Origin of the sequence: Burkholderia sp. NFPP32 (genome assembly GCF_900119325.1) — a bacterium.
Taxonomy (GTDB): Bacteria; Pseudomonadota; Gammaproteobacteria; order Burkholderiales; family Burkholderiaceae; genus Burkholderia; species Burkholderia pyrrocinia_C.
Window position 1 is genome coordinate 1 of the sequence record NZ_FPJP01000016.1, and the last position, 24,475, is coordinate 24,475.

Consider the following 24,475-nt stretch of genomic DNA (forward strand, 5'->3'; position numbering starts at 1 on the left):
GCGTCTTCGGCAGGTTGTCGCCGAAGCGGATGTCCTTCGGCTTCGCGATCGGCCCGATCTGCTTGCCGACCCAGTCGCGCAGCGTCTTCGCGAGCGCCGCCGCTTCCTCGCCCTCCGGACGCGAACGCTTCAGCACCACGAATGCAACGACCGCCTCGCCCGTCGTGTCGTCCGACCGGCCGACCACGGCCGCCTCGGCAACCAGCTCGTGCGACACCAGCGCCGACTCGATCTCCATCGTGCCGAGCCGGTGGCCCGACACGTTCAGCACGTCGTCGATCCGGCCCATGATCGTGAAGTAGCCGGTGTCCTTGTCGTGCCCGCGCGCGTGCCCGGGATCAAGCAAGCTTCGCATAGACGTTGCACCAGCCTTCGGCGGCGACCGTCTTGCCCGCGAACATCGGGCACGTGCCGAAGGAATCGCCGTCGGCGCCCTTGTAGAAGCGGCAGTTCGCGCACGTCTGGCCTGCCTGATACTTCGGGAATTTGCCCGCGTCGACGGTCGTCGCTTTCGCGCGGTAGCCGAGCGTCTTTGCGGCGGCGTCGTTTTCGTCGACGGGCGGCGGAGCCGAAAATGCGCGGGTTCCGGCCGCGAGCGCGGCACACAGGCCGGCCGTCTGAATCATGAAAGTTCTGCGATTGCGGGAGATCATGTCGTTTTCCTGAATGAAATGAAAAGATAAAATCTGCCCCGCGCGCCGGGAATGCTTCCCGGCGCGGCGAGTGGACCGAAACGAAGGGGACGGGAGCGTTACTTGCGCGGCCCGGCAATGAGCGGCGCCTTCGACGCGTTGGCGGCATCGGCGGTCAGTTTTGCTTTCGACGCGTCGTAGCCGTTCGAGTAGAGCAGGAACGCCATCAGGTCCGAGTATTCCTGTTCGGTCATCTTGCCGGGGCGATCGGCCGGCATGTTGCTCGACATGTACTGGTAGATGCCGCCGACCGTGATGTGCGACTTGCCTTCGGGGGCAAAGGATTCCCCGCTCAGTGCGGGGGCGGTATTGCCTTCGAGCTGGTCGCCGTGGCATTTCGCACAGGCATCGGCATAGATCTTCTTGCCGTGCTGCACCTGCGCCTGCTCGAACGACGGTACGTCGCCGCCTTCGTTGGTCGAAACCTTGATGAAGCCGCTCTTTACCGGCTGCACGGATGCGACCGACCCGTCGAGAAATCGGCCGGGCGCATGCGTACCCGTCGCTTGCGCGACCGTTTCCGGAAGTGCCCAGCCGCGCGTGAGCGCCGCGAGACGGCCGTTGCCGCTCATTCGCGACAAGGCCGCGTCGATGCGCTTCCGGAGATCTTCCTTGCCCGGCCCGAATGCGAAGGACAGTTGCCAGTCCGAGTACGGCGACGATGTGGCCGCGACCCGGAACTGCTGTTGCGGGTGCGCGCGCTTGTACGCGACGACGCTCGGATACCAGACGATGGCGCGCTGCGCGCGGCCGGCGGCGAGCGCGCCGATCGTTTGCTCGCTGGTGTTTTCCAGATCGAAACGGGCGTTGCTCTGTTGCGCGGCGATCAACTGCGAAGGGCTGCCATACGTGGCCGCGATCGTTTCCTTGGCGCCGGACGTTGCTCGCGCGTCGCGCAGCGACACGCTGACGTAGCCGGAGCGCAGATAGCCCTGCGAGAACGTCATTCTGGATCCCGACCCATCGGCGATCTCCGAGCGCGGGAAGCCGGCGATCACGTCGCAGTCGCGTTCGAGCGATTTCTTCAGCTCGCTTGCGGAGATGCCGTCGTCGCCGCCGTCGTCGTCGACGCCGCGCTTGTTGAACGATGCGGCGATGCCCGCGGTGCGGAACACTTCGCGCGCAACGGATTGGTCGAGCGCCGTGGTCGGGCTGCCGGGCAGCGTGCAGATGCGCACGCCGGCCGACGCGGCTGCCGGTGTCAGCGCCACGCCCACGGCGAGCAGACTGGCGACGGTAACGGGAGTGAGGCGAGTATTCATGATCGTGTTTCCGGTTGAAGCGGTTGGGGCGTCGCGCCCGCATCGGGCGCATGCGGGCGCGACCGCGGCTTGCGCCTGATCAGTCGAGCGCGAACACGTAGAGCGTGCCCCCGCGCGGAACGTCCTTCGCGATGTCGGCCATCGGGCCGCCCCAGATCGGGTTCGCGCCGCCGTAGCCGGCGAGCACGGCGACGTACTCCTTGCCGTCGACCTCATACACCGAGGGCTGCGAAATGATGCCGCTCGCGAGTTGCGGGCTTTCCCACAGCACCTTGCCGGTTGCCGTGTCGAACGCGTACAGGTGGCCGTCGAGCGAACCGCTGAACGCGAGGCCGCTCGCGGTGGTCGCGACGCCGCCGTTCCACGGCTTCTTCGACCAGTGGCTCCACAGCTTCTTGCCGGTGTTCACGTCGATTGCCGTCAGTTCGCCGTAGCCTTCGCTGCCCGGTTCGGGCTTGATCTCGAAGCCTTCGCCGAGATACGGCAGGCCTTCCTGGTAGCTGACCGACTTGCCGGTCAGGCTCATGCACGCGTGCAGCGCAGGCACGACCGCGATGTTGCGATCCTGGTCGTACGAGATCGACCACCAGTTCTTGCCGCCGAGGAAGCTCGGGCACGTTTCGATCGTCGTGCCGGCCTTCGGGAACTTCGATTCGTCCTGGATCGGCTTGCCGTCGGCCGTGTAGCCGGTGACCGAGGTCGCCTTGACGAACGGCGTCGCATAGATCAGCTTGCCGGTCGTGCGGTCGATCGCGTGGAAGAAGCCGTTGCGGTCCGCGTGGATGATCGCGTCGTAGTCCTTGCCTTTGTACCGGATGTCCGCGAGGACGGCCGCGTTCACGCCGTCGTAGTCCCACGTGTCGTTGCTCGTGTACTGGTAGTGCCACTTCAGGTTGCCGTTCTTCGCGTCGAGCGCGAGCAGCGAGTCGGAATACAGGTTGTCGCCGGGGCGCAGCGCCGCGAGCCACGGGCCGGGGTTGCCGACGCCCCAGTACAGCGTGCGGGATGCCGCGTCGTAGGTGCCGGTCAGCCACGCGGCGCCGCCGCCGTGGCTCTGCATGCCGTCGGGCCAGGTCTCCGAGCCTTTCTCGCCGGAACCGGGGATCGTGTAGCGTTTCCAGACCTCCGAGCCGTCGTCAGGATTCAGCGCGGCGATGTAGCCGCGAATGCCGTATTCGCCGCCGGACGTACCGACGACGATCGCGCCGTCGAGCGCGAGCGGCGCGAGCGAGAACGCGTAGCCGAGGCCCGGCTCGAACATCTGCTTCTTCCAGACGAGATTGCCGGTCTGCGCGTCGAGCGCCGCGACTTCCCCGTTCAGCATCGCGATATAGACGTTCTTGCCGTACAGCGCGACGCCGCGGTTGACCACGTCGCAGCATGCGGTCTTGAACGATGCCGCGCCGAGCTTCGGTTCGTATTTCCACAGTTGCTTGCCCGTCTTCGCATCGAATGCGTAGACGTTGTCCTTCGGCGTCGTCACGAACAGGTAATTGCCGTTGACGATCGGCGTCGCCTCGAAACCCTGCTTCAGGTCGGCGGGGAACTTGTAGGCCCACACCTGCTTGAGCGCCTTCGCATTCGACGTGTCGATCTGCTTGAGCGGCGAATGCGAGCGGCCGTTGTAGGTGCGGTAGTAGGTCAGCCAGCCCGGATCCTGTTGCGCGTCGGTCAGCCGCTGGTAGGTCACGGCCGGGTAGTCCGCGGCCGCTTCGACGAGGCGGGGGTTCAGCGCGACGGCCGCTGCCGCCGCGATGCCGATCGTCGCCAGCCGGCTCGCTGAAGCCGAGAGTTTCTTCATGGTTGTCTCCTGAGTCATTGTGGTCGCACCGTCGCGAACGATTCGTCGCGCCGGCACGGGTGGGGTTCCGGGCCGAGTGCGATGCCGTTCACGCAAGTCGCATGCCATCGCGGCGAGAAGCCTGCGCGGCACGGCGCATGGGCGTATCGCGCGCTGTGCTGTGTCGGACGTGTCACGCAGCGGTGTCAACGAAGGTGTTGCATTCAGGTACACCGCCGCGCGCGCAGTGTTGCCAAACATGACAGGTGGCGTGGCACCCGTGACGGTGCGGCCGCCGCATGCGCGCATGCAGCACGCAGACGATGCGCGAGGCAGCGACGCTGGCGTATGTCGCACCGCCGTGCTGGCACGGTTGTCGCAAGCTCGCTTCGCGACAACATATCGCCGCTCGGTCAGCGCACGCCACGGCGGAACACAAAGACGGGGACAACGAAAATGATAAGGATGCGAAAGGAAGTCGGGCGACGCGAAGCGCTTCGAGGTCTTCGCTTGCGTGACGAACCTGTTCGACAAGCGCTACGCGCGCTTCGGCGCGCTCGGCCGGAATTTCTTCAACGGGCGGAATCACACGTTCGACGGCGCGAATCCGGTCAACCAACAATTCGTCGGACCGGGCGCGCCGCGCGCCGCGTGGGTCGGCCTGCGTTATGCGCGGGATTGAGTGTTGCACGGCTGCGCCGGCTGTCGCCTGACGACGTGAGCTGGCGCCGGGCCGTGCCCGACATGCGCAGTCACGTGAACGGCGCCGCCGCGAACATCGCGTGCACCGCGCGGGCGACGCTGCGCGCCAATGCCGGGTCGCTCGCCAGATGTCCGGCGGGCACGCGTTCGATTTCGGCCACGGGCACGGCACGAGCGAGACGGACAACGTTGTCGACCGGGCAAACGGGGTCGTGCATCCCGTGCGCGGCGAACAGCGGCACGCCTTCGTCTGCCGCCCGCCGCGCGAGTGCGAGCACGCGGCGTTCGCCGAGCCAGCAATCGCGTTGCAGGTAATGCGCCTGGATCCGGTATTTGTCGATCAGCCGGCCGACGGTCTTGCGCGAGCGGATCGCGTGCGCGGGCGAGCGGCGCGTGTGCGACGACGCGAGGACGGCGCCTTCGTACGCGTGCCACGCGAGCGCCACCGCGCGCTGCGGGGCCGCGCCCGCGCCGGGGCGCAGCCGCCGCGCGCAGCACGACAGCAGACGATCCGGCTGTGCGCCGCCGGCCGCCGCACACAGGCGCTGCCATTCGCGGGGTGCACGCGTGCGCGACGTCGTGAACAGGCGGCGGACTTCGCGCGGCGACGTCAGGAACAGGCCGCGCAACACGACGCCGGTCACCCGTGCGGGATGCGCGCCCGCATACGCGAGCGCAAGCGCGGCGCCCCACGATCCGCCGACGACGCCCCAGCGCGCGATGCCGAGCTGCTCGCGTACCGCCTCGAGATCGCCGATCAGCCGCGCGGTGCTGTTGTGGCGCGTGCCGCCGCGCGGCGACGACGCGCCCGCGCCGCGCTGGTCGACGAGCACGACGCGCGTGCGCGTCAGGTCGAACAGGCGCAGGATGCCGGCCTGACTGCCGCTGCCGGGCCCGCCGTGCAGCACGACGACGGGGTGGCCGTCCGCAGCGCCGGCCACGGTGAACGCGATCGACTGTGCGTCGTGGCTCAGGCGCCGGTGAACGGGGGCGGCAGGTGATGCAGGCTCGCGAGGCGCGGCAGACGAGGGCGGCATAGCGGGCGACGGCGTGAGTCGAATCGGGGTAGGCGTCATGTCGACGTGGCTCGGGCGGAATTGGGGACAACCGTCACTCGGTCGCGTGTGCGCCGGGGCGACTGAGGTACTTGACCTGAGACAAAGCCAGAACCGCGCCAGGCGCGAAGATCAGGATTCGCACGGGTAGCCGCGAGCCGCGCAATCGCGGTATTACGAAGGCCGAACTGTCCGGCGGCACGATCTCGACCGATCGTTTCCTTGCATGCGGCTTTCAATTCGCGGCGCATGACCGGCATCGGACGGCTCGTCCACGCCGCGACGCTTGCGTGGCCCGATGCTTGCTTGTCATGACGGCAAAGAGTCCGGCAGATGACCGGAAGGATCCCCGGAGGAGACAATGCGCGATGACGTAGAGCAGGCGGCCGGGACTCGGGCCGCGCATCCCGCCGGCTGGCCCGCGCCGTCGATCCGGAAAGCCCATGAGCGGTCCGAGACGTTCGGCCTGCAGGTATCGGCACGCCCCGACTACGACGTGCTGTCCAGCGCGGCGCTGGTGCTCAAGCGCGAGCAGAGCCGCGTGCTGTGCGTGCACGCGATGCCGGTGATGGAGACGCTGCACGAGCAGATCGTCAACACGCAGAGCATGATCGTGCTGACCGACGCCGAAGGCCTGATCCTGCATTCGATCGGCGACGACGACTTCCTGCAGCGCGCGGAGAAGGTCGCGCTGCGCCCGGGCGCGAACTGGGCGGAGAGCCGGCAGGGCACCAACGCGATCGGCACGGCGCTCGCCGAGCTGTGCCCGATGGTGGTCCACGGCGACCAGCACTTCCTGGCCGCGAACCGCTTCCTGACCTGTTCGAGCGTGCCGATCCTCGATCCGTACGGCGACGCGATCGGCGTGCTCGACGTGACGGGCGACCACCGCAGCTATCACCAGCACACGATGGCGCTCGCGAAGATGTCGGTGCAGATGATCGAGAATCATCTGTTTACGACGACCTTTCAGGAAACGCTGCAGGTGTCGTTCCATGGCCGTCCCGAGTTCCTCGGCACGCTGATGGAGGGGATCGTCGCGTTCACGGCCGATGGCCGCTTCCTGTCGGCCAATCGCAGCGCGCAGTTCCAGCTCGGCATGCCGCTCGCGGTGCTGCGCGCGCACACGCTGTCGTCGCTGTTCGACATCACGAGCGCGCAGCTAATCGACCGCATGCGCGCGAGCACCGACCGGCACCTGATGCTGAATCTCGGCACCGGCGCGGTGGTCTGCGCGCGTGTGCACTTCCGGCGTGCGACGCTCGCGGAAGGCAGCCGGCCGACGGACGTCCACGGCGCGGGCGCGCCGGCCGCGCGCGCGAACGCGGTGCCGGCGCCGGCGGCAGGCACGTCGGCGGGCCTGTCGCGGCTCAACTATCTCGACACCGGCGATCCGCAGGTCGCGTGCGTGATCGCGAAGGTGCGCAAGGTGATCGGCAAGGACATTCCGATCCTGATCACCGGCGAGACCGGCACCGGCAAGGAACTGCTCGCGCAGGCGATCCATAATGACTCGCCGCGTCGCGACGGGCCGTTCGTCGCGGTCAACTGCGCATCGATTCCGGAGACGCTGATCGAATCCGAGCTGTTCGGCTATGAGGAGGGCGCATTCACCGGCGCGCGCCGCAAGGGGGCGATCGGCAAGCTGCTGCAGGCGAACGGCGGCACGCTGTTCCTCGACGAGATCGGCGACATGCCGTATCCGCTGCAGGTGCGGCTGCTGCGCGTGCTGCAGGAGCGCCTCGTCAACCCGCTCGGGTCGACGAAGACGATCGCCGTGGACATCTCGATCATCTGCGCGACGCACCGCGACCTGCGCGACATGATTGCGCAGAACCGCTTCCGCGAGGATCTCTACTACCGGCTGAACGGCCTCGTGGTGCGCCTGCCGCCGCTGCGCGACCGCACCGATCTCGCGGTCGTCGTGCAGAAGATGCTGCAACGGGAAGCATTCGCGGGCTCCGACCGCCCGCCGCTCTCCGTCGCGCCGGACGTGATGGCGCTGTTCGTGCGCTGCACGTGGCCCGGCAACTTCCGCCAGCTCGGCAACCTGCTGCGCACGGCGGCGGCGATGGTCGACGACGATGGCGAAATCCGGCGCGAGCACCTGCCGGACGATTTCTTCGACGACCTGCGCTGCGGCGATGCGCCGGCCGAGCCGGCCGCGCAGCACGATCCGGCCGTCGCGCCGTGTGCCGCGGAGGCGTTCCCGCCCGCCGACGCGCGCTTGCAGGACGTCGCCGCGTCCGCGATCGCCGCCGCGCTGGCCCGTCACGGCGGCAACGTGTCGGCCGCGGCGCGCGCGCTCGGCGTGTCGCGCAACACGATCTACCGGAAGATGCCGGCGGCCGACGCCGAGCGTCAACCGTCCGACGAAAGCTGACGCGCGGGCCGCGCGATCGCGGTTGCGCGGCCGGCGATCCGTCACTGCCGGTGTGTCAAGTTGCAACACTCGTTGCAACACCGGTGTTCAACGATTCAACACCTGTCACCGTCCCCGCGCATCGTGCCGCCGGGGCGGCGAATCGCATCCGCGCGAATCGTGTCGGCAAATCGTAAGGATTGCATCCCGATGCCCGGGCGACGGCCATGTGCCGCCGTCGCACAGGCAAAGTGCGGCTTCGGCACGCTCCTTGCTGAAGAGGAACCGACCGCCAGATTGCCGCGGTTGTCGGACTCACCGACGCGACTCACCAACTCAACCAGGAGACACATCATGCAGTGGACGACCCCGTCTTACACCGACCTGCGCTTCGGCTTCGAAATCACGATGTACATCGCCAACCGCTGATCGTCGCGATGCGCTGTCCGTGCCGCGATGCGCGGCGCGGACGGCCTCGGGAGCTGACGCCCATGAAGATCAAGATACTCGGCTCGGGAGCCGGCGGCGGCCTGCCGCAGTGGAACTGCAATTGCGCGAACTGTCGCCGCGCGCGCAGCGGAAGCGGCCATGTGCTGCCGCGCACGCAGTCGTCGCTCGCGGTCAGCGCGGACGGCATCGACTGGATTCTCGTCAACGCGTCGCCCGACATTCTTTCCCAGTTGCGCGCGAATCCGGACCTGCAGCCGGCGCGCGCGATCCGCGACAGCGGCATCGCCGCCGTCGTGCTGTGCGACGCACAGATCGATCACGTGACCGGCCTGCTGATGCTGCGCGAGCGTTCGACGCCGCTGCCGCTCTACGCGAGCGCGCCGGTGCTCGACGACCTGTCGACCGGGCTGCCGCTCGTGCCGCTGCTCGGCCACTACTGCGGCGTCGATGCGCACACGATCGCGCTCGGCGAGCCGTTCACGGTGCCGGCGGCGCGCGGGATCCGCTTCACCGCGATTCCCGTCGACAGCAAGGCGCCGCCGTATTCGCCGCGGCGCGCGTCGGCCGCGCCCGGCGACAACATCGCGCTGTCGATCGAAGATGTCGCGAGCGGCCGGCGCGCGTTCTATGCGCCGGGGCTCGCGGCCGTTTCCGACGACGTACGCGCAGCGATGGACGGCGCCGATCTCGTGCTGGTGGACGGCACGTTCTGGACCGGCACCGAGATGATCGACCTCGGCCTGTCGAGCAAGCACGCGGCCGACATGGGGCATCTCGCGCAGTGCGCGGAACACGGGCAGCACGGCATGATCGACTGGCTCGACATGCTGCCCGCGCGCACGCGCAAGGTGCTCACGCACATCAACAACACGAACCCGATTCTCGACCCGCATTCCGTCGAGCACGCGCACCTGCGCGCGCATGGCATCGACGTCGCGCACGACGGCATGCAATTCCAGGTCTGACCATGAACGCACCGATCCCCGCTACGGCGTTGCACGCGACGCCCTGGACCGCGACCGAATTCGAGGCGCGCCTGCGCGCGCTCGAATCGCGCTATCACATCCATCACCCGTTCAACCGGCGGCTCAACAGCGGCGCGTGTTCGCCCGCGCAGATCCGCGGCTGGGTCGCGAACCGTTTCTACTACCAGATCAACATCCCGCTCAAGGATGCGGCGATCCTGTCGAACTGCCCCGATCGCGACACGCGGCGCCGGTGGATCCAGCGGCTGATCGATCACGACGGGCAGGGCGACAACGAAGGCGGCATCGAGGCGTGGGTGCGGCTCGGCGAGGCGTGCGGCCTCGATCGCGCCGAGTTGTGGTCGCTCGAACACGTGCTGCCCGGCGTGCGTTTCGCGGTCGACGCGTATGTGAATTTCGCGCGGCGCGCGCCGTGGCAGGAAGCCGTGTGCTCGTCGCTGACGGAGATGTTCGCGCCGCAGATCCATCTCGACCGGCTCGCGGGCTGGCCGTCGCACTACCCGTGGATCGAGCCGGACGGGCTGCATTACTTCCGCAGCCGCGTGCCGCTCGCGCAGCGCGACGTCGAGCACGGGCTTGCGGTCACGCTGCAGCATTTCACGACACCGGATGCGCAGCAGCGCGCACTCGGCATCCTGCAATTCAAGCTCGACATCCTCTGGTCGATGCTCGACGCCGTCGAAAAGGCCTACCCCGTATGAACGCGATCGATGCCGCCAGCGGCGTGCCGCTGCGCCCCTGCCTGAGGGGCATGTACCGCCTGCAGTGGGAGGTGGCCCAGGATGCCTACGTGCTCCTCTATCCGGAAGGAATGGTCAAGCTCAACCCGAGTGCGGCCGAGATACTCGTGCGCTGCGACGGCACGCGCGAACTCGACGACATCATCGGCGAACTCGAGTGCCTGTTCAGCACGTCGGACCTTGCCTCCGACGTATACCGTTTCCTCGATCACGCGCGGCTGCGCGGCTGGCTCGACTGACATGGCGCCCGACACGTCCCGTCCGTCCGCGCCGCTGTGGCTGCTCGCGGAACTCACGTACCGCTGCCCGCTGCATTGCGCGTTCTGCTACAACCCCGTCGACTTCGCGACGCACGGCGCGGAGCTCGACACCGATGCATGGCGCGCGGTGATAAGCGATGCGCGCGCGCTCGGCGCCGCGCAGATCGGCTTCTCGGGCGGCGAGCCGCTGCAGCGCGGCGACCTCGAGACGCTCGTCGCGCATGCGCGCGGGCTCGGCTTCTACACGAACCTGATCACGTCGGGCATCGGGCTGAGCGTCGCGCGTATCGAGCGGCTCAAGGCAGCCGGGCTCGATCACATCCAGTTGTCGCTGCAGGATTCGACGCGCGAGCTGAACGATTTCCTGACCAGCACGCGCACGTTCGAGCTGAAGCGCGACGTCGCGCGGCTGATCAAGGCGCACGGCTACCCGATGGTGCTCAACTGCGTGCTGCATCGCTACAACCTGCCGCACGTGGGACAGATCATCGAGATGGCGCTCGATCTCGGCGCCGATTACCTGGAGCTCGCGAACACGCAGTACTACGGCTGGGCGATGCTGAACCGCGACCAGCTCATGCCGACCGTCGAACAGGTGCGCGAAGCCGAGGACACGGTGAACCGCTATCGCAAGCTGGTCGGAGAGCGCTGCCGGATCCTGTTCGTCGTGCCCGACTATTTCGAGGCGCGCCCGAAAGCGTGCATGAACGGCTGGGGCTCGGTGTTTCTCGGCGTCGCGCCTGACGGCACCGCGCTGCCGTGCCATGCCGCGCGTTCGTTGCCGGGGCTCGCGCTGCCGAACGTGCGCGACCGGTCGCTGAAGGAAATCTGGTACGACAGCGACGCGTTCAACGCGTTTCGCGGCGACGCGTGGATGCGCGAGCCGTGTCGCACGTGCGACGAACGGCATACGGATCACGGCGGCTGCCGGTGCCAGGCGTACCTGCTGGCAGGCGATCCGAAGGAAGCCGATCCGGTGTGCGCGAAGTCCGCGCATCACGGCCAGGTCGAGCAGGCGGTGCAATTCGCGCGGCGACCGGCGCCGCGCGACGAGCAGCCGCTGGTGTTTCGCAGCAAGGAGAATTCGCTCGCGCAATGCGGGGCGGCGTGCGACTGCTGACGAGCTACGGCGACGACGGCTTCGTCACCGACCCCGCGTCCGCGCGGCAACCCTCGCGCCAATAGCGCAAGAAACGCCTTCCCGCAGCCACCGAAACCCGGCACCGAAGTGAACGGGCGCTGGCGCCTGCCGTCGCGCTCCCGGCCCACTTCGAGCCGCCCGGCAAAGCAAACGAAATCGAACCGCGACATCACCCGTCGTCGGCCTTCGCCTGCAGATCCTTCAACCCCTGAATCACGACCAGCAGCGCACGCCCGTGCTCGTCGGAGCCGTCCCATGCGTCGACGATCGCGTCGCGCAGCAGGTCGTTATAGCGGCGGCGCGACGGCCCGGTATCGACACCATAGAAACTGCATAGCTTATTGAATGGAGCGCTGCGGCGCAGCCGATGCCCGTTCGACAGCCTCAGGCGCGACACGGTTGGCTGGCTGACCCCGGAAAGTCGCGCAATTTCGCTGGACGAGCGTGTATCTGCCATCAGGCGGCGCAACAGGTCTTGAACGGGAAAATCTTGGTCCGGGGCTTCCATGCGATGCATTATACCTATACAGTTACGGCTGTTGAATGGGCTTCCTGTCACCAGCGAGGCTGTATCCCGAGAAAGTTGATGACGCTGAAACACCTCCCACCCACGTTCTGCTGGACCAAGATCGGTACCGAGTCCGGCGAGGAACTGCCGACCGTCGTGCTCCGCAAGGAATGGGAGCGCCGGCTCGGGGGCGGGCGTTTTCTGTGGGGCATCAACCAGCCGCTCGGCAGCAGCGCGCAAGTCGCCGCGCATCGCACGGGCTCTCTGCTCGCGCTGTTTTCGCCGGTCGCATCGCGTCCGCGCGCGAGCGAGCGCAAGGACGCGCTGCTGTGGAATGCATGGGTCGACGCGAGCGGTCAGGTGCGGCCGCTTCCGCCGCACACGTTCATCGCGAGCCGCTCGACGCTGCCGTCGGGCCGTCGCCGCGAACAGCACTACGCGCTCGTGTGCGCGTCGTCCACCGCGCTGACGGTCGGCACGCAGTTGCGCGTGTTTCCCGATCACCTGCGCAGCGTGAGCACCGGCAAGCCGCTTGGCGCCGCACAGGGCGCGGCCGTGGTCGATTGCGTCGGGCGCGCGAAGGAGCAGACGGGCAGGAGCTATCCGCTCGCGCTGTCGGTCGAGCTCGAAGCGCCGTATTTCGTGCGGCTCGCGCAGCCGTGCGTGCTGAAGGCGCGCGATCTCGCGGAAGTGAACAAGGCGACGCGCGCAGGCGATTTCGATCGCTTCGTCGAGCTGGTTGCGCGCTTGCGCGGCCGTTCGCCGACGGATGCCGTGCGCGGCGTCACGCGCGACCTGTTCGACGTACCGCCGATCGAAACCGCGGCTGCGGATGTCGCACCCGCGCATGCGGCGCGATTGCGCAGCCGGCCGGCGGTCGAGCATCCGCGCGATCTCACCGGCGATCTGTTCGACCTGTCGCCGGGCGAGGCAGTTGCGTTCGGCGGCCTTGCGCATCCGCGCATCGGGCGCGCGTGACGGCAGGCGCGGAGCAGGTTGCACAAGAATTTGTTGCAATCTCGCCGTAGCGGATCGGCGAGCGCAGGGGGACAATCGGCACGAAGCGCGCTGCGCGGCGGCCGATGCGTCGACGATCGATGGATCGTGGTTCATGCCGCCGACATGCGCACCACGCACACTGAGCGTCGGCTTGCTTCACACTGCAATCCTGAGGGAGAAGTGTCGATGTCGACCCATATCTGTTCGCGGGAAGCCCGGGCCGCGCAACGCTTCGTCGAAGCGACGCGCAACGTCGATCAGGCCTTTCGAGCGGTACGCGGCGAAAGCGACGACGACGTCTCGTCGGCCGAATACGCACGCGCGATGTCGCGCCTCGATCGCGCGCTCGACGAGCTGGCGCGTGCGCAGGAAGTCTTCGATCGCGTGGTGAGTGCCGACGCGGCGCGCCAGATCTGATCCAGGCGTTGCCGCTTTAGTCGCGTCGATCGGCGCACTTTCTTTCTGTTGCCGGCTGCTGTTCGGCACGTCTGTCGTTCAATCCGACCGCATCGAATCGATACCGTTGAACCGCGTTGCGCCACTGCGCGCGGCGCGCGCGTCAGCCCGCGCGCGTCATGCCCGGTGCAGGGGGTGCCGGATGGAACGCGTAGCCGCGATGCTGGAACGACGCCGCGAAGAACCGCATCTGGTAGCGGATTGCATTCGCCCAGTAATCCCAAGTATGGCCGCCGGGCCGCTCCGCGTAGTCGTGCGGCACGCCGAGCGCGACGAGCCGTTCGTGCAGCGTGCGGTTGGAGCCGACGAGCGCGTCGTCGCGGCCGCAATCGATCGTCACGTCGAGATGGGCGCGCACGAACGTACGAGCGCTTTCGACGATCGCATTGCGGTTCCAGAACGACGGATGGCGGCCGGGATCGCCGAATACGTGGTCGATGCCCGGCTCGTCCTCGCAGCAGCGAGGATCGACCGCGCCGCTGATGCTGCCGACCGCGCCGAACGTGTCGGGCCGGTCGAGCGCGATGCGCAGCGCGCCGAAGCCGCCCATGCTGAGCCCGGTGATCGCGCGGGCGCGCTGCGTCGCGATCGTGCGGAAGTGCGAATCGACGTAGGACACGACTTCGTCGCCGACGAAGGTTTCGTAGCGGCTGCCCGAATCGAACGGGCTGTCGATGTACCAGCTTTCGTGTCCGCCGTCGGGCATCACGAGGATCACGCGGTAGCGGTCGGCCAGCGCGGCGATATGCGTGTTCGACGTCCAGTCGGTATGGTCGCCGCCCGAGCCGTGCAGCAGATAGACGACCGGATAGCGTTCGCCGTTGCGGTTGGCGTGTGCGTAGTCGTCGGGCAGCACGACGGTCGCCCTGAGCGTTTCGCTCATCGCGGCGCTCGGGATCGCGACGACCCGCGCATGAAACGCGAAGGCAGGGCTCGTGACGGCGAGCAGCAGAAGCAGCCAGAAGGCGCGTGCCAGGTGCATCGATCCTTGCATGTGTCGACCCTGTCCGGCGCCGGGGCACCGGGAAAACCCTGTTCGGACGACTCTAGCAACCGCACCTTTCAACCATATTTCGGCGAATCCTACGGGTTTGTCAGGCGGGCGGCGCACACATCGCACACACGATGCGCGCGACTGCCGCGCGAAACGCGTCGGGCCGCTCGGCCGGCATCAGGTGCCCGCAGCGTTCGATCGTGTCGAAGCCGGCGCGGCGCGCGAGTGCCCGGTCCGGCACGTGCGAGCCTGCACGTCGAACGTGCCGATGAACCCGTGGATGAGGTCGACGGGCGCGGGCGGGGTCATCGGGCGGGCGCGGAAGGAACGGGCGGCAACTCGAGTTCGGCGAGCAGCTCGTCGAGTTCGAGCACGTGCGTGCGGTCGTGGTCGAGCAGTTCGCGCACGAGTTCGTCGAGCGACATGCGGCGGATGCCGTCGCGCAGCCCGCAGCGCGCGAGCTGCGCGGGTTCCAGCGCGGCGGCCGTTGCGCACAGCGCGGCGCGGCCGGTGCGGAATGCGGCGACGGCACGGTCGAGCGGCTGCGCGAGATAGTCGCGCTGCGCGGCGAGCGCGGTGCCGTCGACCGACGCGATCACCGGCAGTTCGACCGTTCGCACCGCGTCGATGCGTTCGGCGAACACCGCGTCGAGGTCGCGTAGGTGGCACGCATGCTCGACCAGCGAGAATCCCGTGCCGGCCGGGCGGCGCGTCCACAGCGCGGCCGGTACGTGTGCGGCATACGCGGCGAGCCGGTCGGGCATGCGGGCCAACTCGGCGACGACGTCGGCGAACGGCAGCGTTTGCGGATACGCGCTGAACACTGCGCCATAACTGAACAGCGTGCCGCCGAGCCGCCCGCGCGCCTGCACGACGTCGTGGCCGTGGAGGCGCATGACTTCCGCGACCATCGCGCCGCAGAACTGGCGGGCTGTCGTGTCGGCTTCGATTTCGGGGAAGTTGCGCGCGATCTCGTGCTGGATCGCGCCGATTGCGGCGATGCCGACGCGCGACAGTGCCGCGAATTCCGGATAGCGCTGGGGCTGTGCGATCAGCGCTTCGAGCTGGGTGCCGAGCGCGGTGGTGCGGAAACGGTCGAAACGGGAATGCATGGCGAACGGACCTCACCTAGTAACGTGTCAAAACGATACGTTACCAGGCGAGATGTCGTCAACCGGTTCATTCGGGCGAGAGATGGTGCGACGCGACGCATGTCGGGCGCCGCGTCGCGCTTCGGCGCGATCCCGGGTGCGCGAGATTCGCGCCCGCCCGCCGGTCAGGATTTCTGCCGGGCGTCGATTTCCGCGCGTATGCGCGCTTCCTGCTGTTGCAGCTCCGGCGTGAAGTCGTCGCCGAATTCCTCGAGCTCGAACAGCGGGCGGATCTCGATGTCGGAGTCGCCGGGCATCGGATTCGGGCAGCGCTTGACCCATTCGACGGCTTCTTCCATCGATTTGACCTGCCACAGCCAGTAGCCCGCGACGAGTTCCTTCGTTTCGGCGAACGGGCCGTCGATGACGGTGCGGTTCTTGCCGGAAAAGTGCACGCGCTTGCCGCGGCTGCTCGGGTGCAACCCGTCGGCGGCGAGCAGGATGCCGGCTTTCACCAGTTCTTCGTTGAAGCGGCCCATCGCGGCCAGCATTTCGGTGTCGGGCATCCGGGAGGACTCGGAATCGGCGGTCGCCTTGACGATTACCATGACGCGCATTGTCGTATCTCCTTGAACGGGAATCGGGGGTTGCCGCTGGTCGTGCCGACGGCAAAACGATCGGCTACGACAATACGACGCGCGAGAATGGCGCGAATCGACATCGTGCACGAAGAATTTTCGATGACGGGCGAACCGGCGGGCGCTGCCGCGGAGCGCCCCGCCAAAACTGGTATGCTGATCCTCACCACGTTTACGCGGAGGGTGCCATGGCTGCTAAAGAAGTCTCGAAGAAGAAATACCTGAAAATCCTGAACAAACGCTTGCGTGCCGAGCCGTCCGCCCCGGACGGCGCGTCGTTCGTGTTTTTCCCGCTGGGAGCGAAGGCGAAGCACGCGACGGGCGTCGTGTCCTCCGACGCGCGCAGCAAGCGCGAGCTGGCGGTGATGGCCGCGGTCCAGCGCAAGGCGGCCGAAGAGTTCGTCGTCACCGGCGCCTGACCGGCATCCGTCATATCAATGCTTGCATCGCCGCCTGCGTGCGTTACGCGGCCGCCGCCTCGCAATACGCAATCGCACCGGCCAGCACGCGCGGGATGTCTTGCGTGATGGCCGGCCCGTGCATCGGCAGGATGATGTCGAGATCGAGCGCCTGGATATGGCGCAGCGCGCTCGCCAGGTGCGCGAGCGACGGCAGGTAGTCCGAGCGCTCGATCGAATCGACGATCGCCGGCAGCGGGTGGTCCGTTGCTTCGTCGTCGGCGCCGAACGCCTTCCCGGCCTGAAAGAAAATCGCTATCCGATCCGCGGATCAGGACACCTCGTCCATTGCCGCCCCCGGATACCGGCCGCTGCCGCCGGCTTCGTCGCCGGCCGCCAACTGCTCCAGCGCGAGGCCCTTCGTTTCGATCCCGAGCGTCCACACGGCGACCGCGGCCGCGATGAACGACAGCGCGCCGAGCGTGAATACGCCGCCCTGGCCGAACACGGGCAGCACGACGCCCACCACGTAAGGCCCGATCAGCGAGCCGACGCGCCCGATCGCCGACGCGAAGCCCGAGCCCGTCGCGCGCGCGCCGGTGCCGTACAGCTCGGGCGTGTATGTGTACAGCGCGGCCCACATCCCGAACAGGAAGAACTGCATCGCGAGGCCCGTACCGATCAGCAGCGCCATGCTGCCGCCGTACAGCGCGCTCTGGCCGTATGCGTACGCCATCGCACCACCGCCGATCAGCGACGCGATGCAGGTCGGCTTGCGCCCCCAACGTTCGACGAGCCACGCGGCGCACAGGAAGCCCGGCACGCCGCCGAGCGAGATCAGCACCGTGTAGAACACCGATTTCGTGACTTCGAAGCCGGCCTGCTGCAGCAGCGCGCCGAGCCACGACGTGAGGCCGTAGAAGCCGAGCAGCGCGAAGAACCACAGCAGCCATACCATCACCGTGCGGCGGCGGTACACGCCGCTCCAGATCTCGCGCAGCGCGCCGCGACCGCGCGCGGCCACCGGTTCGGCGAGCCGCGACGGCGGCGGCAGCGTCGCGACGCCGGCCGAGCGCATCACCTTCGCCTCGATCGCGTGCATTACCGCGTCGGCTTCCGCGTGCCGGCCCGCATGCTCGAGCCAGCGCGGCGATTCGGGCACGATGCGGCGCACGACGAGCACGAACACCGCGGGAATCGCGAGCAGCGCGAACACCGTGCGCCAGCCGAACTGCGGCAGCACGAAGTACGCGACGACGCCGGCCGTGATGAAGCCGAGCGGCCAGAAGCCGTCCATCAGCGCGATCAGGCGGCCGCGCTTCTCGGTCGGCACGAATTCGGACAGCAGCGTCTGCGCGACCGGGAATTCCATCCCCATCCCGATCCCGAGCAGCACGCGGTAGACGATCAGCGCGTCGACGCTCTGTGCGGTCGAGCACAGGTACGACGCGGCGCCCCACAGCACCATGCTCCACTGGAACACCGGCCGGCGGCCGAAGCGGTCGGCGAGCAGGCCGGCGACGGCCGCGCCGAGCACCATCCCGAAGAAGCTTGCGCTCGCAACGAGGCCGGCGGCCGCGGTCGATAGCCCGAACTCCTTGCGGATCGAGCCGAGCACGAACGTCATCGTGCCGAGATCGACCGAGTCGAAGAAAAACGCGATCGCGATGATGAAGAAGATCCGCTTGTGATAGCCGGAGAACGGCAGGCGTTCGAGCCGGGCGGCGGCGGAGGCGGGAGCGGTGGCGGCGGGCATTGGCGTCCTCTGAAATGAAAAAGGGCCTCGCAGCGCATGCTCCAAGGCCCCGATGCTTCGGTATTCAGTAGACGCGACCACAAAATGCCGCATCAGAGGAAAAGCGCCGCCTGCTTGCCCAAATGCGTCATAGGCGGGCGGCGCGGGATGAGTCGGTTGGCGTCAGTTCTTCAGCTTGTATCCGGTGCGGAACATCCACGCGACGATCGCGAGCAGGATCACGAGGAACAGCCCGGTTGCGGCGAGGCTGATCCACACGTGCACGTCGGCGAGCCCGTAGAACGACCAGCGGAAGCCGCTGACCAGATACACGATCGGGTTGAACAGCGTGATGACGCGCCACGCGGGCGGCAGCATGTCGACCGAATAGAAGCTGCCGCCGAGGAACGTGAGCGGCGTGATGATCAGGAGCGGCACGAGTTGCAGCTTCTCGAAGCTGTCGGCCCAGATGCCGATCACGAAGCCGAACAGGCTGAACGTGACCGCCGTCAGCACGAGGAACAGCACCATCCAGAACGGATGCAGGATGTGCAGCGGCACGAACAGGCCGGCCGTCGCGAGGATGATGACGCCGAGCAGGATCGACTTCGATGCGGCCGCGCCCACGTAGGCGATCACGATCTCCCAGTACGACACGGGCGCGGACAGGATCTCGTAGATCGTGCCCGTGAAGCGCGGGAAGTAGATGCCGAACGACGCGTTCGAGATGCTCTGCGACAGCAGCGACAGCATCACGAGGCCCGGCACGATGAACGACCCGTAGCCGATGCCGTTCACGTCGCTGATGCGCGAGCCGATCGCGGAGCCGAACACGACGAAATACAGCGACGTCGAGATCACCGGCGCGATGATGCTCTGCATCAGCGTGCGGCGCGTGCGGGCCATTTCTGCGCGGTAGATCGCGCGGATTCCATGAAGATTCATGCGCGTCAGGCTCCTTGTGCGCCGTTGCGGCGGTTGTCGATCAGGCTGACGAAAATATCCTCGAGCGAGCTCTGCGTCGTGTGCAGGTCGCGAAAGCCGATGCCCGCCGAGCCGAGCGCGTTGATCAGCGTCGCGATGCTTGCATCGTCGCGCTGCGAGTCGTACGTGTAGACGAGCGCGGCGCCGTCGTCCGCTCGTTCGAGCCCGAACGGCGCGAGCGCGGGCGGCACGTCCGCGAGCGGCTGCTCGAGCTGCACGGTCAGCTGCTTCTTGCCGAGCTTGCGCATCAGCTCGTGCTTTTCCTCGACGAGCACGAGCTCGCCGCCGAGGATGATGCCGATCCGGTCGGCCATTTCCTCGGCTTCCTCGATGTAGTGCGTGGTCAGCAGGATCGTCACGCCGCTTTCGCGCAGCGAATCGACGAGCTTCCACATGTCGCGGCGCAGCTCGACGTCGACGCCGGCGGTCGGCTCGTCGAGGAACAGGATGCGCGGCTCGTGCGACAGCGCCTTCGCGATCATCACGCGGCGCTTCATCCCGCCCGACAGCGTCATCAGCTTGCTGTCGCGCTTGTCCCACAGCGACAGCGCCTTCAGCGTCTTCTCGATGTGCGCGGGATCGGGCGCCTTGCCGAACAGGCCGCGGCTGAACGACACGGTCGCCCACACGGTTTCGAACGCGTCGGTGGTCAGCTCCTGCGGCACGAGGCCGATCATTTCGCGGGCCGCGCGGTATTGATCGCGGATGTCGTGGCCGCCGACCGTCACGCGGCCTTCGGTCGGCGTGACGATGCCGCAGATCGAGCCGATCAGCGTCGTCTTGCCGGCGCCGTTCGGCCCGAGCAGCGCGAAGATCTCGCCGGGGCGGATGTCGAGGGTCACGTGCTTCAGCGCCTGGAAGCCGGACGCGTAAGTCTTGGAGAGGTCGGAGACGGAAAGGATCGGTTGCATGCTCACGGATGGCACGGCCGGCCGGCGCGACGGTGTGCGCCGCACGTGCCCGGAGTCGCCGCCGCTGCGAAGCGGCCGGGATCGGGGACGGCATGGCGAACGGGCGTCATGTCGAACGGCGTTGTGGTGCGGGATCGCGGGACCGCCATATTAGCAATCGGTAGATGGAAATGCATTTCGGTGGAAAGGCCATGCGTTGTCGGTGCCGGATTTGCTCGAAATGGCCGAGTGTTGCTCAATAAAGTGGCGCTTTGTTTGAGTTGTTCGAACAATTTGGCCTGTTTCCGGCGAACCGGACGGCGATCGTGTTTTCTCGCGGCCGCGCGGCGGCCGGCCCGCCGACTGTGCTGCCCGAACGCCTCTGCGCCGTACCGGGACGGCATGCCTGGCGCTCGCGATAATGCGTTCCTTTCACGGTTCACGGAGCGGGGCGAATGTCTTTGATCGATTTCAAATCCGTTGCGGCCGCGCAGGCCGCCGCGTGGAAATCCACGATCGTCGGCGAGGTCGGGCCGGCCAGGATCAAGGTGTTGCGCATGGATGCGCAGCCGTACGAAGCGGAAGTGCACGACTACAACGAAGGGCTGCTGGTGCTCGACGGCCAGCTGATGCTCGAAGTCGGCGCGGAAACGGTCGTGGTCGAGGCCGGGCAGATGTATCTCGCGCTCGCCGGTACGCGCCACGCGGTGCTGCCCGGCAGCCACGGTACGCTCGCGATCATCGACGTGTAAAAGGTTGCGCGCCGCGTTCGCGGGGCCGCCTGCGAGCCGGCTCGCCCGCCCGGCTCGGAAAGCGGCCTGCCGCGCAAGCCCGTCGCACGGGCCATCTATTTGTCTGAGCAAATAAAATGAAGGCCGTTTGAAAAACTGTCAAACACCGTGAAAACACTAGGATCGTGCGGTTCCGGCCGTTTGGAACTCTGCATCCATTTACTTGTGCGTATCGTCCGATCATAGTCTCGTCAAACGACGCATCACGATAACGAATCGAGCGTACGTACGGAGACCAATTCATGCGACGCGTATCCGCGGGGCCAACCGGACTGCCGTTTCCCAGTTTTTCGCTGAATGCAGGCGCGACATACGTCGTCAGCCTGCGTTGCCGCATCGCCGTGTAGCGGCGCACCACTTTCCGTTTCGATCGTTCCGACGGCGCCGTGCCGCATGACGGCGCCGCGGGAGCGCGCTTGTCTGCCGCCGCGGCTTTCGTCGCATGTGCATGAGCTGCAGGGCGGTTGCATTGCGAACACCATCATGCGCCGCGCGCTCGTGCGGCGGCGCGATACCAACCGGCGAGCCATGCAGCCCGTCCGGACGAGACTTGCCGTACCTGTAAAGGAGGGGTTGATGATTTGCATTCCTGAATGGCGGAAGGTAATCCTGTCGTGCGCGGTGCTGGCGCTGCCGTTCGTCGCCGGTTGCGGCGGCGGCGACGATCCGGGGCCGATCAACGTGCCGCAGTGCTCGGGCAGCGCATGCGGGCCGAGCGGCGCGATCACGCAACCGCCCGTCGTGACGAAGCTGTGTCCCGATTCGCTCGATTACACGACGACCTACACGGGTGGCGCCGGCAGCGGCGAATACGTGAAGGTGAAGTTCGACACGACGAAGCTCACGTATCAGATGCAGTTCATCGAATCGTCGGTACCGACGTCGGCAGGGCAGGTCAACAACACGCGCGCGGGCCTGACGATCAGCGGCGCATTCCATCATCCGACCAACCTTCCGAGCGCCGAGCAGAACCGCTGCGCGTTCGTGCTCGACAGCGGCGCGACCAGCGACGGCGCGTATTCGGTGACGATCAAGCGTACCGATCCGCCGATGCTGTTCGTCGGCAATGGCGTGGTTGGCGGCGGAATTCCGGGGGCGACGATCGCGTTCCAGGGCATCGAGCCGATTCCGGGTTTTGTCCTTGGCGTGGTGCCGTCGCGCACATTCGATTTCTATCCGTTCATCGGCTTTGTCGAAACGGAAACCGACTTCACGAAGGTCGCGGGCAACTACAACGAAGTCGGTATCCATTTGTCGCCGGTCGGCGGTACCGCCCAGGATGCGAACGGGGCTGTCGGCTGGGAGCCGGACGTCGTCAACTGGAACCAGACGTTCAATGCGGACGGTTCGTGCACGATCACGCAGGGCAGCGACTACTCGTGCCAGACGACCGGGTCGCCGTGGACGCTGCGCAAGAACGCGGACGGGTCGGCGGACAACGTGTTCGTGAGCAATGCGGTGGCGAACCCGTTCGGTACGGTTGCGTATCCGGTCGCCGGGCAGGCGCCGGGCCTCGTGATCGTGACGCCGAGTCAGGCGAAGGGCATCATGATCGTCGGCAAGCTGAACGGCGTACGGGTGCCGATCGTGATTCGCGTCGGCTATACCCATGTGGATACGAGCAATCCGCTCGCCTCGGTCGCCGATGCCGAAGTCGGGATCTCGATGCTCTCGTCGTCCACAGCGATTGCCGCGAACTCGCTGAAGGGCGGTTACATCGGCGCGACGAGCGCATCCGCATGCGGTGTCGTGACATCTACCGGTGTGGGGAACACCATCGCGCAGTCCGGCCCGAGCTTCGATAACCAGGTGCCGCACCCGGATCTGCCGGGCACCTTTGCCAACGGCTTCTTCATGGCGGAAGCGGGTAGCTGCAACGACGGCACTGCCGTGTCGACGATCTCCGCGAACTACACGTCGACGTTGTTCCAGGGCGGCACCGCGGCATTCATCGATCCGCAGACGTCTTCGGTGACCTCGCAGTTCGCGCTCGACTACACGCAGGCAACGCCCGGCAAGATCAAGGTCACGGCCAACAGCGATTTCAACGCGAAGGGCGCAAGCGGCAATGTCGCGATCTTCAAGAAGGGCGACACGGGCTGGATCGTGACGGCCGGCAACGTTTACGCAATGGTCGTCAACAATAGCCAGGTCAACCCGTTTTTCACGGTCGGCGCGTTCGTCCAGTAACTGCGTACCGAACAAGTCACGCCGGCGGCGCATGCGTCGCCGCCGGCGAATCGAATTTCAAGAGGATTCCTATGAATGTGAAGCAATGGATGGTTGCGGCGTCGCTCGCACCCGTGCTGGCTGCGTGCGGCGGCGACGGCGACCCGCCGCCCGCGCCGGCGGTCCGGCTGTGCCCGCAGACGATCGACTACAGCACGGTATTCATCGGCGGCTCCGGGTCGGGCGAGCTCGTGAAAGTGCAGCTCGACACCACGAAGATGACGTTCCGGATGACCTACCTCGCATCGCCGGTGCCGACTACCGCGGGCACCGTGCAGCCGACGCGCGACACGGCGCCGGCCAACGTCGTCGACGGCACGCTGGCCGACGAAACGGGCCTGCCGACGGTGAAGCTGAACCAGTGCACGTTCCGGATGCAGAACGCGAGCCTCGATCCGAGCCGGCCCGCGCGGCTGTTCCTCGGCGAAGGCGTGCTGGGCGGCGCGATCCCCGGCGCGACGATCCAGTTCGACGGCGTGATCGGCGTCGGCAGGATTCCGAAGACGACGTTCCCGTATTACCCGTTCATCAGCTTCTCGTCGCTGGAGACCGACCTGACGAAGATCGCCGGCACCTACAACCAGCTCGGTTATCACCAGGTGCCGTCGCAGAACTTCCAGCCGGTGGCGCTCGATCAGAAGGTGACGATCAACGCGGACGGCAGCTACGTCGAGACCGACAACTTCGGCAAGAAGAACGGCGGGCAGCCGCTTGCGTCGAGCACGACCGTGAACCAGCCGTTCACGCCGCGTCCGGATGCGCCGGCGTTCCAGTCGCTCAACTACCAGCCGCAGATTCCGCCGACGCTCGCCGCGCTCGATCCGGCGAAGGCCGGCAAGGGGATCCTGATCGTCGGCAAGCTGCGCAACCAGCTCGTGCCGGTCTTCATCCGCACCGGCGCCGCGAACGCGGACCTCACGCAGGGGCCGCCGAGCGCGGACGACGAATCGGGCATCTCGTTCCTGAGCCCGCAGACGGCGATTGCGCTCGGCTCGCAGAACGGCGAGTACACGGGCGTCGACAGCGCGTTCAACTACCGCGCGACCGCGCTCGTCGGCGCGCAGGCCACGCTGCTCGATCCGTTCAACGCGTCGCAGGCCGCGCTCACGCGCGCACTGAACCTCGACTTCACGCAGAAGGTGCCGGGCGTCGTGACGACCGTGCATGCGGATGCTGCGTCGGGGCCGGCGACCGGCAAGTTCGTGTTCACCGGCGGCGTATTCGGGTTCCTCGACATGGCCGATACGAGCAATCCGTACTTCACGGTCGGCGCGTTCGTGCAGTGACCACACCCGGACGGAGACACGGCGGCGTCGCGCGCGGATGCGCGGC

The 24,475-nt window shown here is 67.2% G+C and carries 23 protein-coding genes and 3 pseudogenes; 13 read left to right on the top strand and 13 right to left on the bottom strand.

Translation table 11 applies throughout. The annotated features are described in order from the left end of the window. The 4 genes and pseudogenes from BT264_RS25655 to BT264_RS25670 all read right to left on the bottom strand — a co-directional run. Positions 1 to 316 (bottom strand): annotated as a pseudogene (locus tag BT264_RS25655) (acetyl-coenzyme A synthetase); the annotation flags it as partial. A 22-nt stretch (positions 317 to 338) separates the two neighbouring features. Beyond that, positions 339 to 653, bottom strand: a complete 315-nt coding sequence (locus BT264_RS25660; protein ID WP_072442050.1) for a high-potential iron-sulfur protein — start codon at positions 651 to 653, stop codon at positions 339 to 341. A 98-nt stretch (positions 654 to 751) separates the two neighbouring features. Beyond that, a complete protein-coding gene (locus BT264_RS25665; protein WP_072442048.1) occupies positions 752 to 1,954 on the bottom strand; it encodes a c-type cytochrome in 1,203 nt (400 codons plus the stop codon). 79 nt (positions 1,955 to 2,033) lie between these two features. Further along, positions 2,034 to 3,755 carry a methanol/ethanol family PQQ-dependent dehydrogenase gene (locus BT264_RS25670; protein WP_072442046.1) on the bottom strand — a complete coding sequence of 574 codons (1,722 nt, stop codon included), beginning with the start codon at positions 3,753 to 3,755 and terminating at the stop codon, positions 2,034 to 2,036. 469 nt (positions 3,756 to 4,224) lie between these two features. Here BT264_RS25670 and BT264_RS25675 point away from each other — a divergent pair. Then, positions 4,225 to 4,416 (top strand): annotated as a pseudogene (locus BT264_RS25675) (hypothetical protein); the annotation flags it as partial. A gap of 70 nt (positions 4,417 to 4,486) precedes the next feature. On the opposite strand, the gene BT264_RS25680 reads toward BT264_RS25675, so the two are convergent. Then, positions 4,487 to 5,512, bottom strand: coding sequence for an alpha/beta fold hydrolase (locus tag BT264_RS25680; protein ID WP_072442044.1), 1,026 nt, complete (start codon positions 5,510 to 5,512; stop codon positions 4,487 to 4,489). A gap of 340 nt (positions 5,513 to 5,852) precedes the next feature. Here BT264_RS25680 and BT264_RS25685 point away from each other — a divergent pair, with 340 nt between their 5' ends. The 6 genes from BT264_RS25685 to pqqE all read left to right on the top strand — a co-directional run bounded on the left by BT264_RS25685 (position 5,853) and on the right by pqqE (position 11,409). Next, complete coding sequence (locus tag BT264_RS25685; RefSeq protein WP_072442042.1) at positions 5,853 to 7,874, top strand: sigma-54-dependent Fis family transcriptional regulator; 2,022 nt, start codon at positions 5,853 to 5,855, stop codon at positions 7,872 to 7,874. A gap of 333 nt (positions 7,875 to 8,207) precedes the next feature. Next, positions 8,208 to 8,282, top strand: a complete 75-nt coding sequence (gene pqqA / locus BT264_RS25695) for a pyrroloquinoline quinone precursor peptide PqqA (RefSeq protein WP_006485436.1) — start codon at positions 8,208 to 8,210, stop codon at positions 8,280 to 8,282. Positions 8,283 to 8,344: 62 nt separating this feature from the next. After that, positions 8,345 to 9,268: a pyrroloquinoline quinone biosynthesis protein PqqB gene (gene pqqB / locus BT264_RS25700; RefSeq protein ID WP_034180787.1), complete on the top strand. Its 924-nt coding sequence runs from the start codon at positions 8,345 to 8,347 to the stop codon at positions 9,266 to 9,268. 2 nt (positions 9,269 to 9,270) lie between these two features. Continuing rightward, positions 9,271 to 9,990, top strand: coding sequence for a pyrroloquinoline-quinone synthase PqqC (gene pqqC, locus BT264_RS25705; RefSeq protein ID WP_034180786.1), 720 nt, complete (start codon positions 9,271 to 9,273; stop codon positions 9,988 to 9,990). Further along, positions 9,987 to 10,268 carry a pyrroloquinoline quinone biosynthesis peptide chaperone PqqD gene (pqqD, locus tag BT264_RS25710; protein WP_034180785.1) on the top strand — a complete coding sequence of 94 codons (282 nt, stop codon included), beginning with the start codon at positions 9,987 to 9,989 and terminating at the stop codon, positions 10,266 to 10,268. The genes pqqC and pqqD overlap by 4 nt, the downstream gene beginning before the upstream one ends. Before the next feature lies 1 nt (position 10,269). Further along, a complete protein-coding gene (pqqE, locus tag BT264_RS25715; RefSeq protein ID WP_072442038.1) occupies positions 10,270 to 11,409 on the top strand; it encodes a pyrroloquinoline quinone biosynthesis protein PqqE in 1,140 nt (379 codons plus the stop codon). A 190-nt stretch (positions 11,410 to 11,599) separates the two neighbouring features. Here the strand turns inward: pqqE and BT264_RS25720 are convergent, their stop codons facing one another. Next, positions 11,600 to 11,938, bottom strand: a complete 339-nt coding sequence (locus tag BT264_RS25720) for a helix-turn-helix domain-containing protein (protein ID WP_034180783.1) — start codon at positions 11,936 to 11,938, stop codon at positions 11,600 to 11,602. A 78-nt stretch (positions 11,939 to 12,016) separates the two neighbouring features. On the opposite strand from BT264_RS25720, the gene BT264_RS25725 reads away from it, so the two are divergent. Next, positions 12,017 to 12,916, top strand: coding sequence for a hypothetical protein (locus BT264_RS25725; RefSeq protein ID WP_072442036.1), 900 nt, complete (start codon positions 12,017 to 12,019; stop codon positions 12,914 to 12,916). 207 nt (positions 12,917 to 13,123) lie between these two features. Continuing rightward, positions 13,124 to 13,354, top strand: coding sequence for a hypothetical protein (locus BT264_RS25730; protein WP_072442034.1), 231 nt, complete (start codon positions 13,124 to 13,126; stop codon positions 13,352 to 13,354). Between the two features lie 142 nt (positions 13,355 to 13,496). Here the strand turns inward: BT264_RS25730 and BT264_RS25735 are convergent, their stop codons facing one another. From BT264_RS25735 to BT264_RS25750, 4 genes and pseudogenes are all read right to left on the bottom strand, one after another. Then, positions 13,497 to 14,375: an alpha/beta hydrolase gene (locus BT264_RS25735; RefSeq protein WP_177318404.1), complete on the bottom strand. Its 879-nt coding sequence runs from the start codon at positions 14,373 to 14,375 to the stop codon at positions 13,497 to 13,499. Between the two features lie 112 nt (positions 14,376 to 14,487). Continuing rightward, positions 14,488 to 14,643 (bottom strand): annotated as a pseudogene (locus tag BT264_RS25740) (alpha/beta hydrolase); the annotation flags it as partial. A 49-nt stretch (positions 14,644 to 14,692) separates the two neighbouring features. Continuing rightward, positions 14,693 to 15,499: a DinB family protein gene (locus BT264_RS25745; protein WP_072442030.1), complete on the bottom strand. Its 807-nt coding sequence runs from the start codon at positions 15,497 to 15,499 to the stop codon at positions 14,693 to 14,695. Positions 15,500 to 15,663: 164 nt separating this feature from the next. Next, positions 15,664 to 16,095 carry a YciI family protein gene (locus tag BT264_RS25750; protein WP_072442029.1) on the bottom strand — a complete coding sequence of 144 codons (432 nt, stop codon included), beginning with the start codon at positions 16,093 to 16,095 and terminating at the stop codon, positions 15,664 to 15,666. 209 nt (positions 16,096 to 16,304) lie between these two features. Here BT264_RS25750 and BT264_RS25755 point away from each other — a divergent pair, with 209 nt between their 5' ends. Further along, positions 16,305 to 16,535 carry a hypothetical protein gene (locus BT264_RS25755; protein ID WP_072442027.1) on the top strand — a complete coding sequence of 77 codons (231 nt, stop codon included), beginning with the start codon at positions 16,305 to 16,307 and terminating at the stop codon, positions 16,533 to 16,535. Positions 16,536 to 16,845: 310 nt separating this feature from the next. Here BT264_RS25755 and BT264_RS25760 read toward each other — a convergent pair whose 3' ends face one another. The 3 genes from BT264_RS25760 to BT264_RS25770 form a co-directional block, all read right to left on the bottom strand. Then, a complete protein-coding gene (locus BT264_RS25760) occupies positions 16,846 to 18,270 on the bottom strand; it encodes an MFS transporter (protein ID WP_072442026.1) in 1,425 nt (474 codons plus the stop codon). A gap of 162 nt (positions 18,271 to 18,432) precedes the next feature. Beyond that, a complete protein-coding gene (locus tag BT264_RS25765; protein WP_021160316.1) occupies positions 18,433 to 19,194 on the bottom strand; it encodes an ABC transporter permease in 762 nt (253 codons plus the stop codon). Between the two features lie 5 nt (positions 19,195 to 19,199). Beyond that, complete coding sequence (locus tag BT264_RS25770) at positions 19,200 to 20,144, bottom strand: ABC transporter ATP-binding protein (RefSeq protein WP_072442024.1); 945 nt, start codon at positions 20,142 to 20,144, stop codon at positions 19,200 to 19,202. Positions 20,145 to 20,578: 434 nt separating this feature from the next. On the opposite strand from BT264_RS25770, the gene BT264_RS25780 reads away from it, so the two are divergent. From BT264_RS25780 to BT264_RS25790, 3 genes are all read left to right on the top strand, one after another. Continuing rightward, complete coding sequence (locus BT264_RS25780; RefSeq protein WP_072442022.1) at positions 20,579 to 20,875, top strand: cupin domain-containing protein; 297 nt, start codon at positions 20,579 to 20,581, stop codon at positions 20,873 to 20,875. A 615-nt stretch (positions 20,876 to 21,490) separates the two neighbouring features. Beyond that, entirely contained in the window at positions 21,491 to 23,104 is a 1,614-nt protein-coding gene (locus tag BT264_RS25785) for a DUF2957 domain-containing protein (RefSeq protein ID WP_072442020.1), read from the top strand. A gap of 71 nt (positions 23,105 to 23,175) precedes the next feature. After that, positions 23,176 to 24,429: a DUF2957 domain-containing protein gene (locus BT264_RS25790; protein ID WP_072442018.1), complete on the top strand. Its 1,254-nt coding sequence runs from the start codon at positions 23,176 to 23,178 to the stop codon at positions 24,427 to 24,429. Positions 24,430 to 24,475 lie beyond the last annotated feature (46 nt).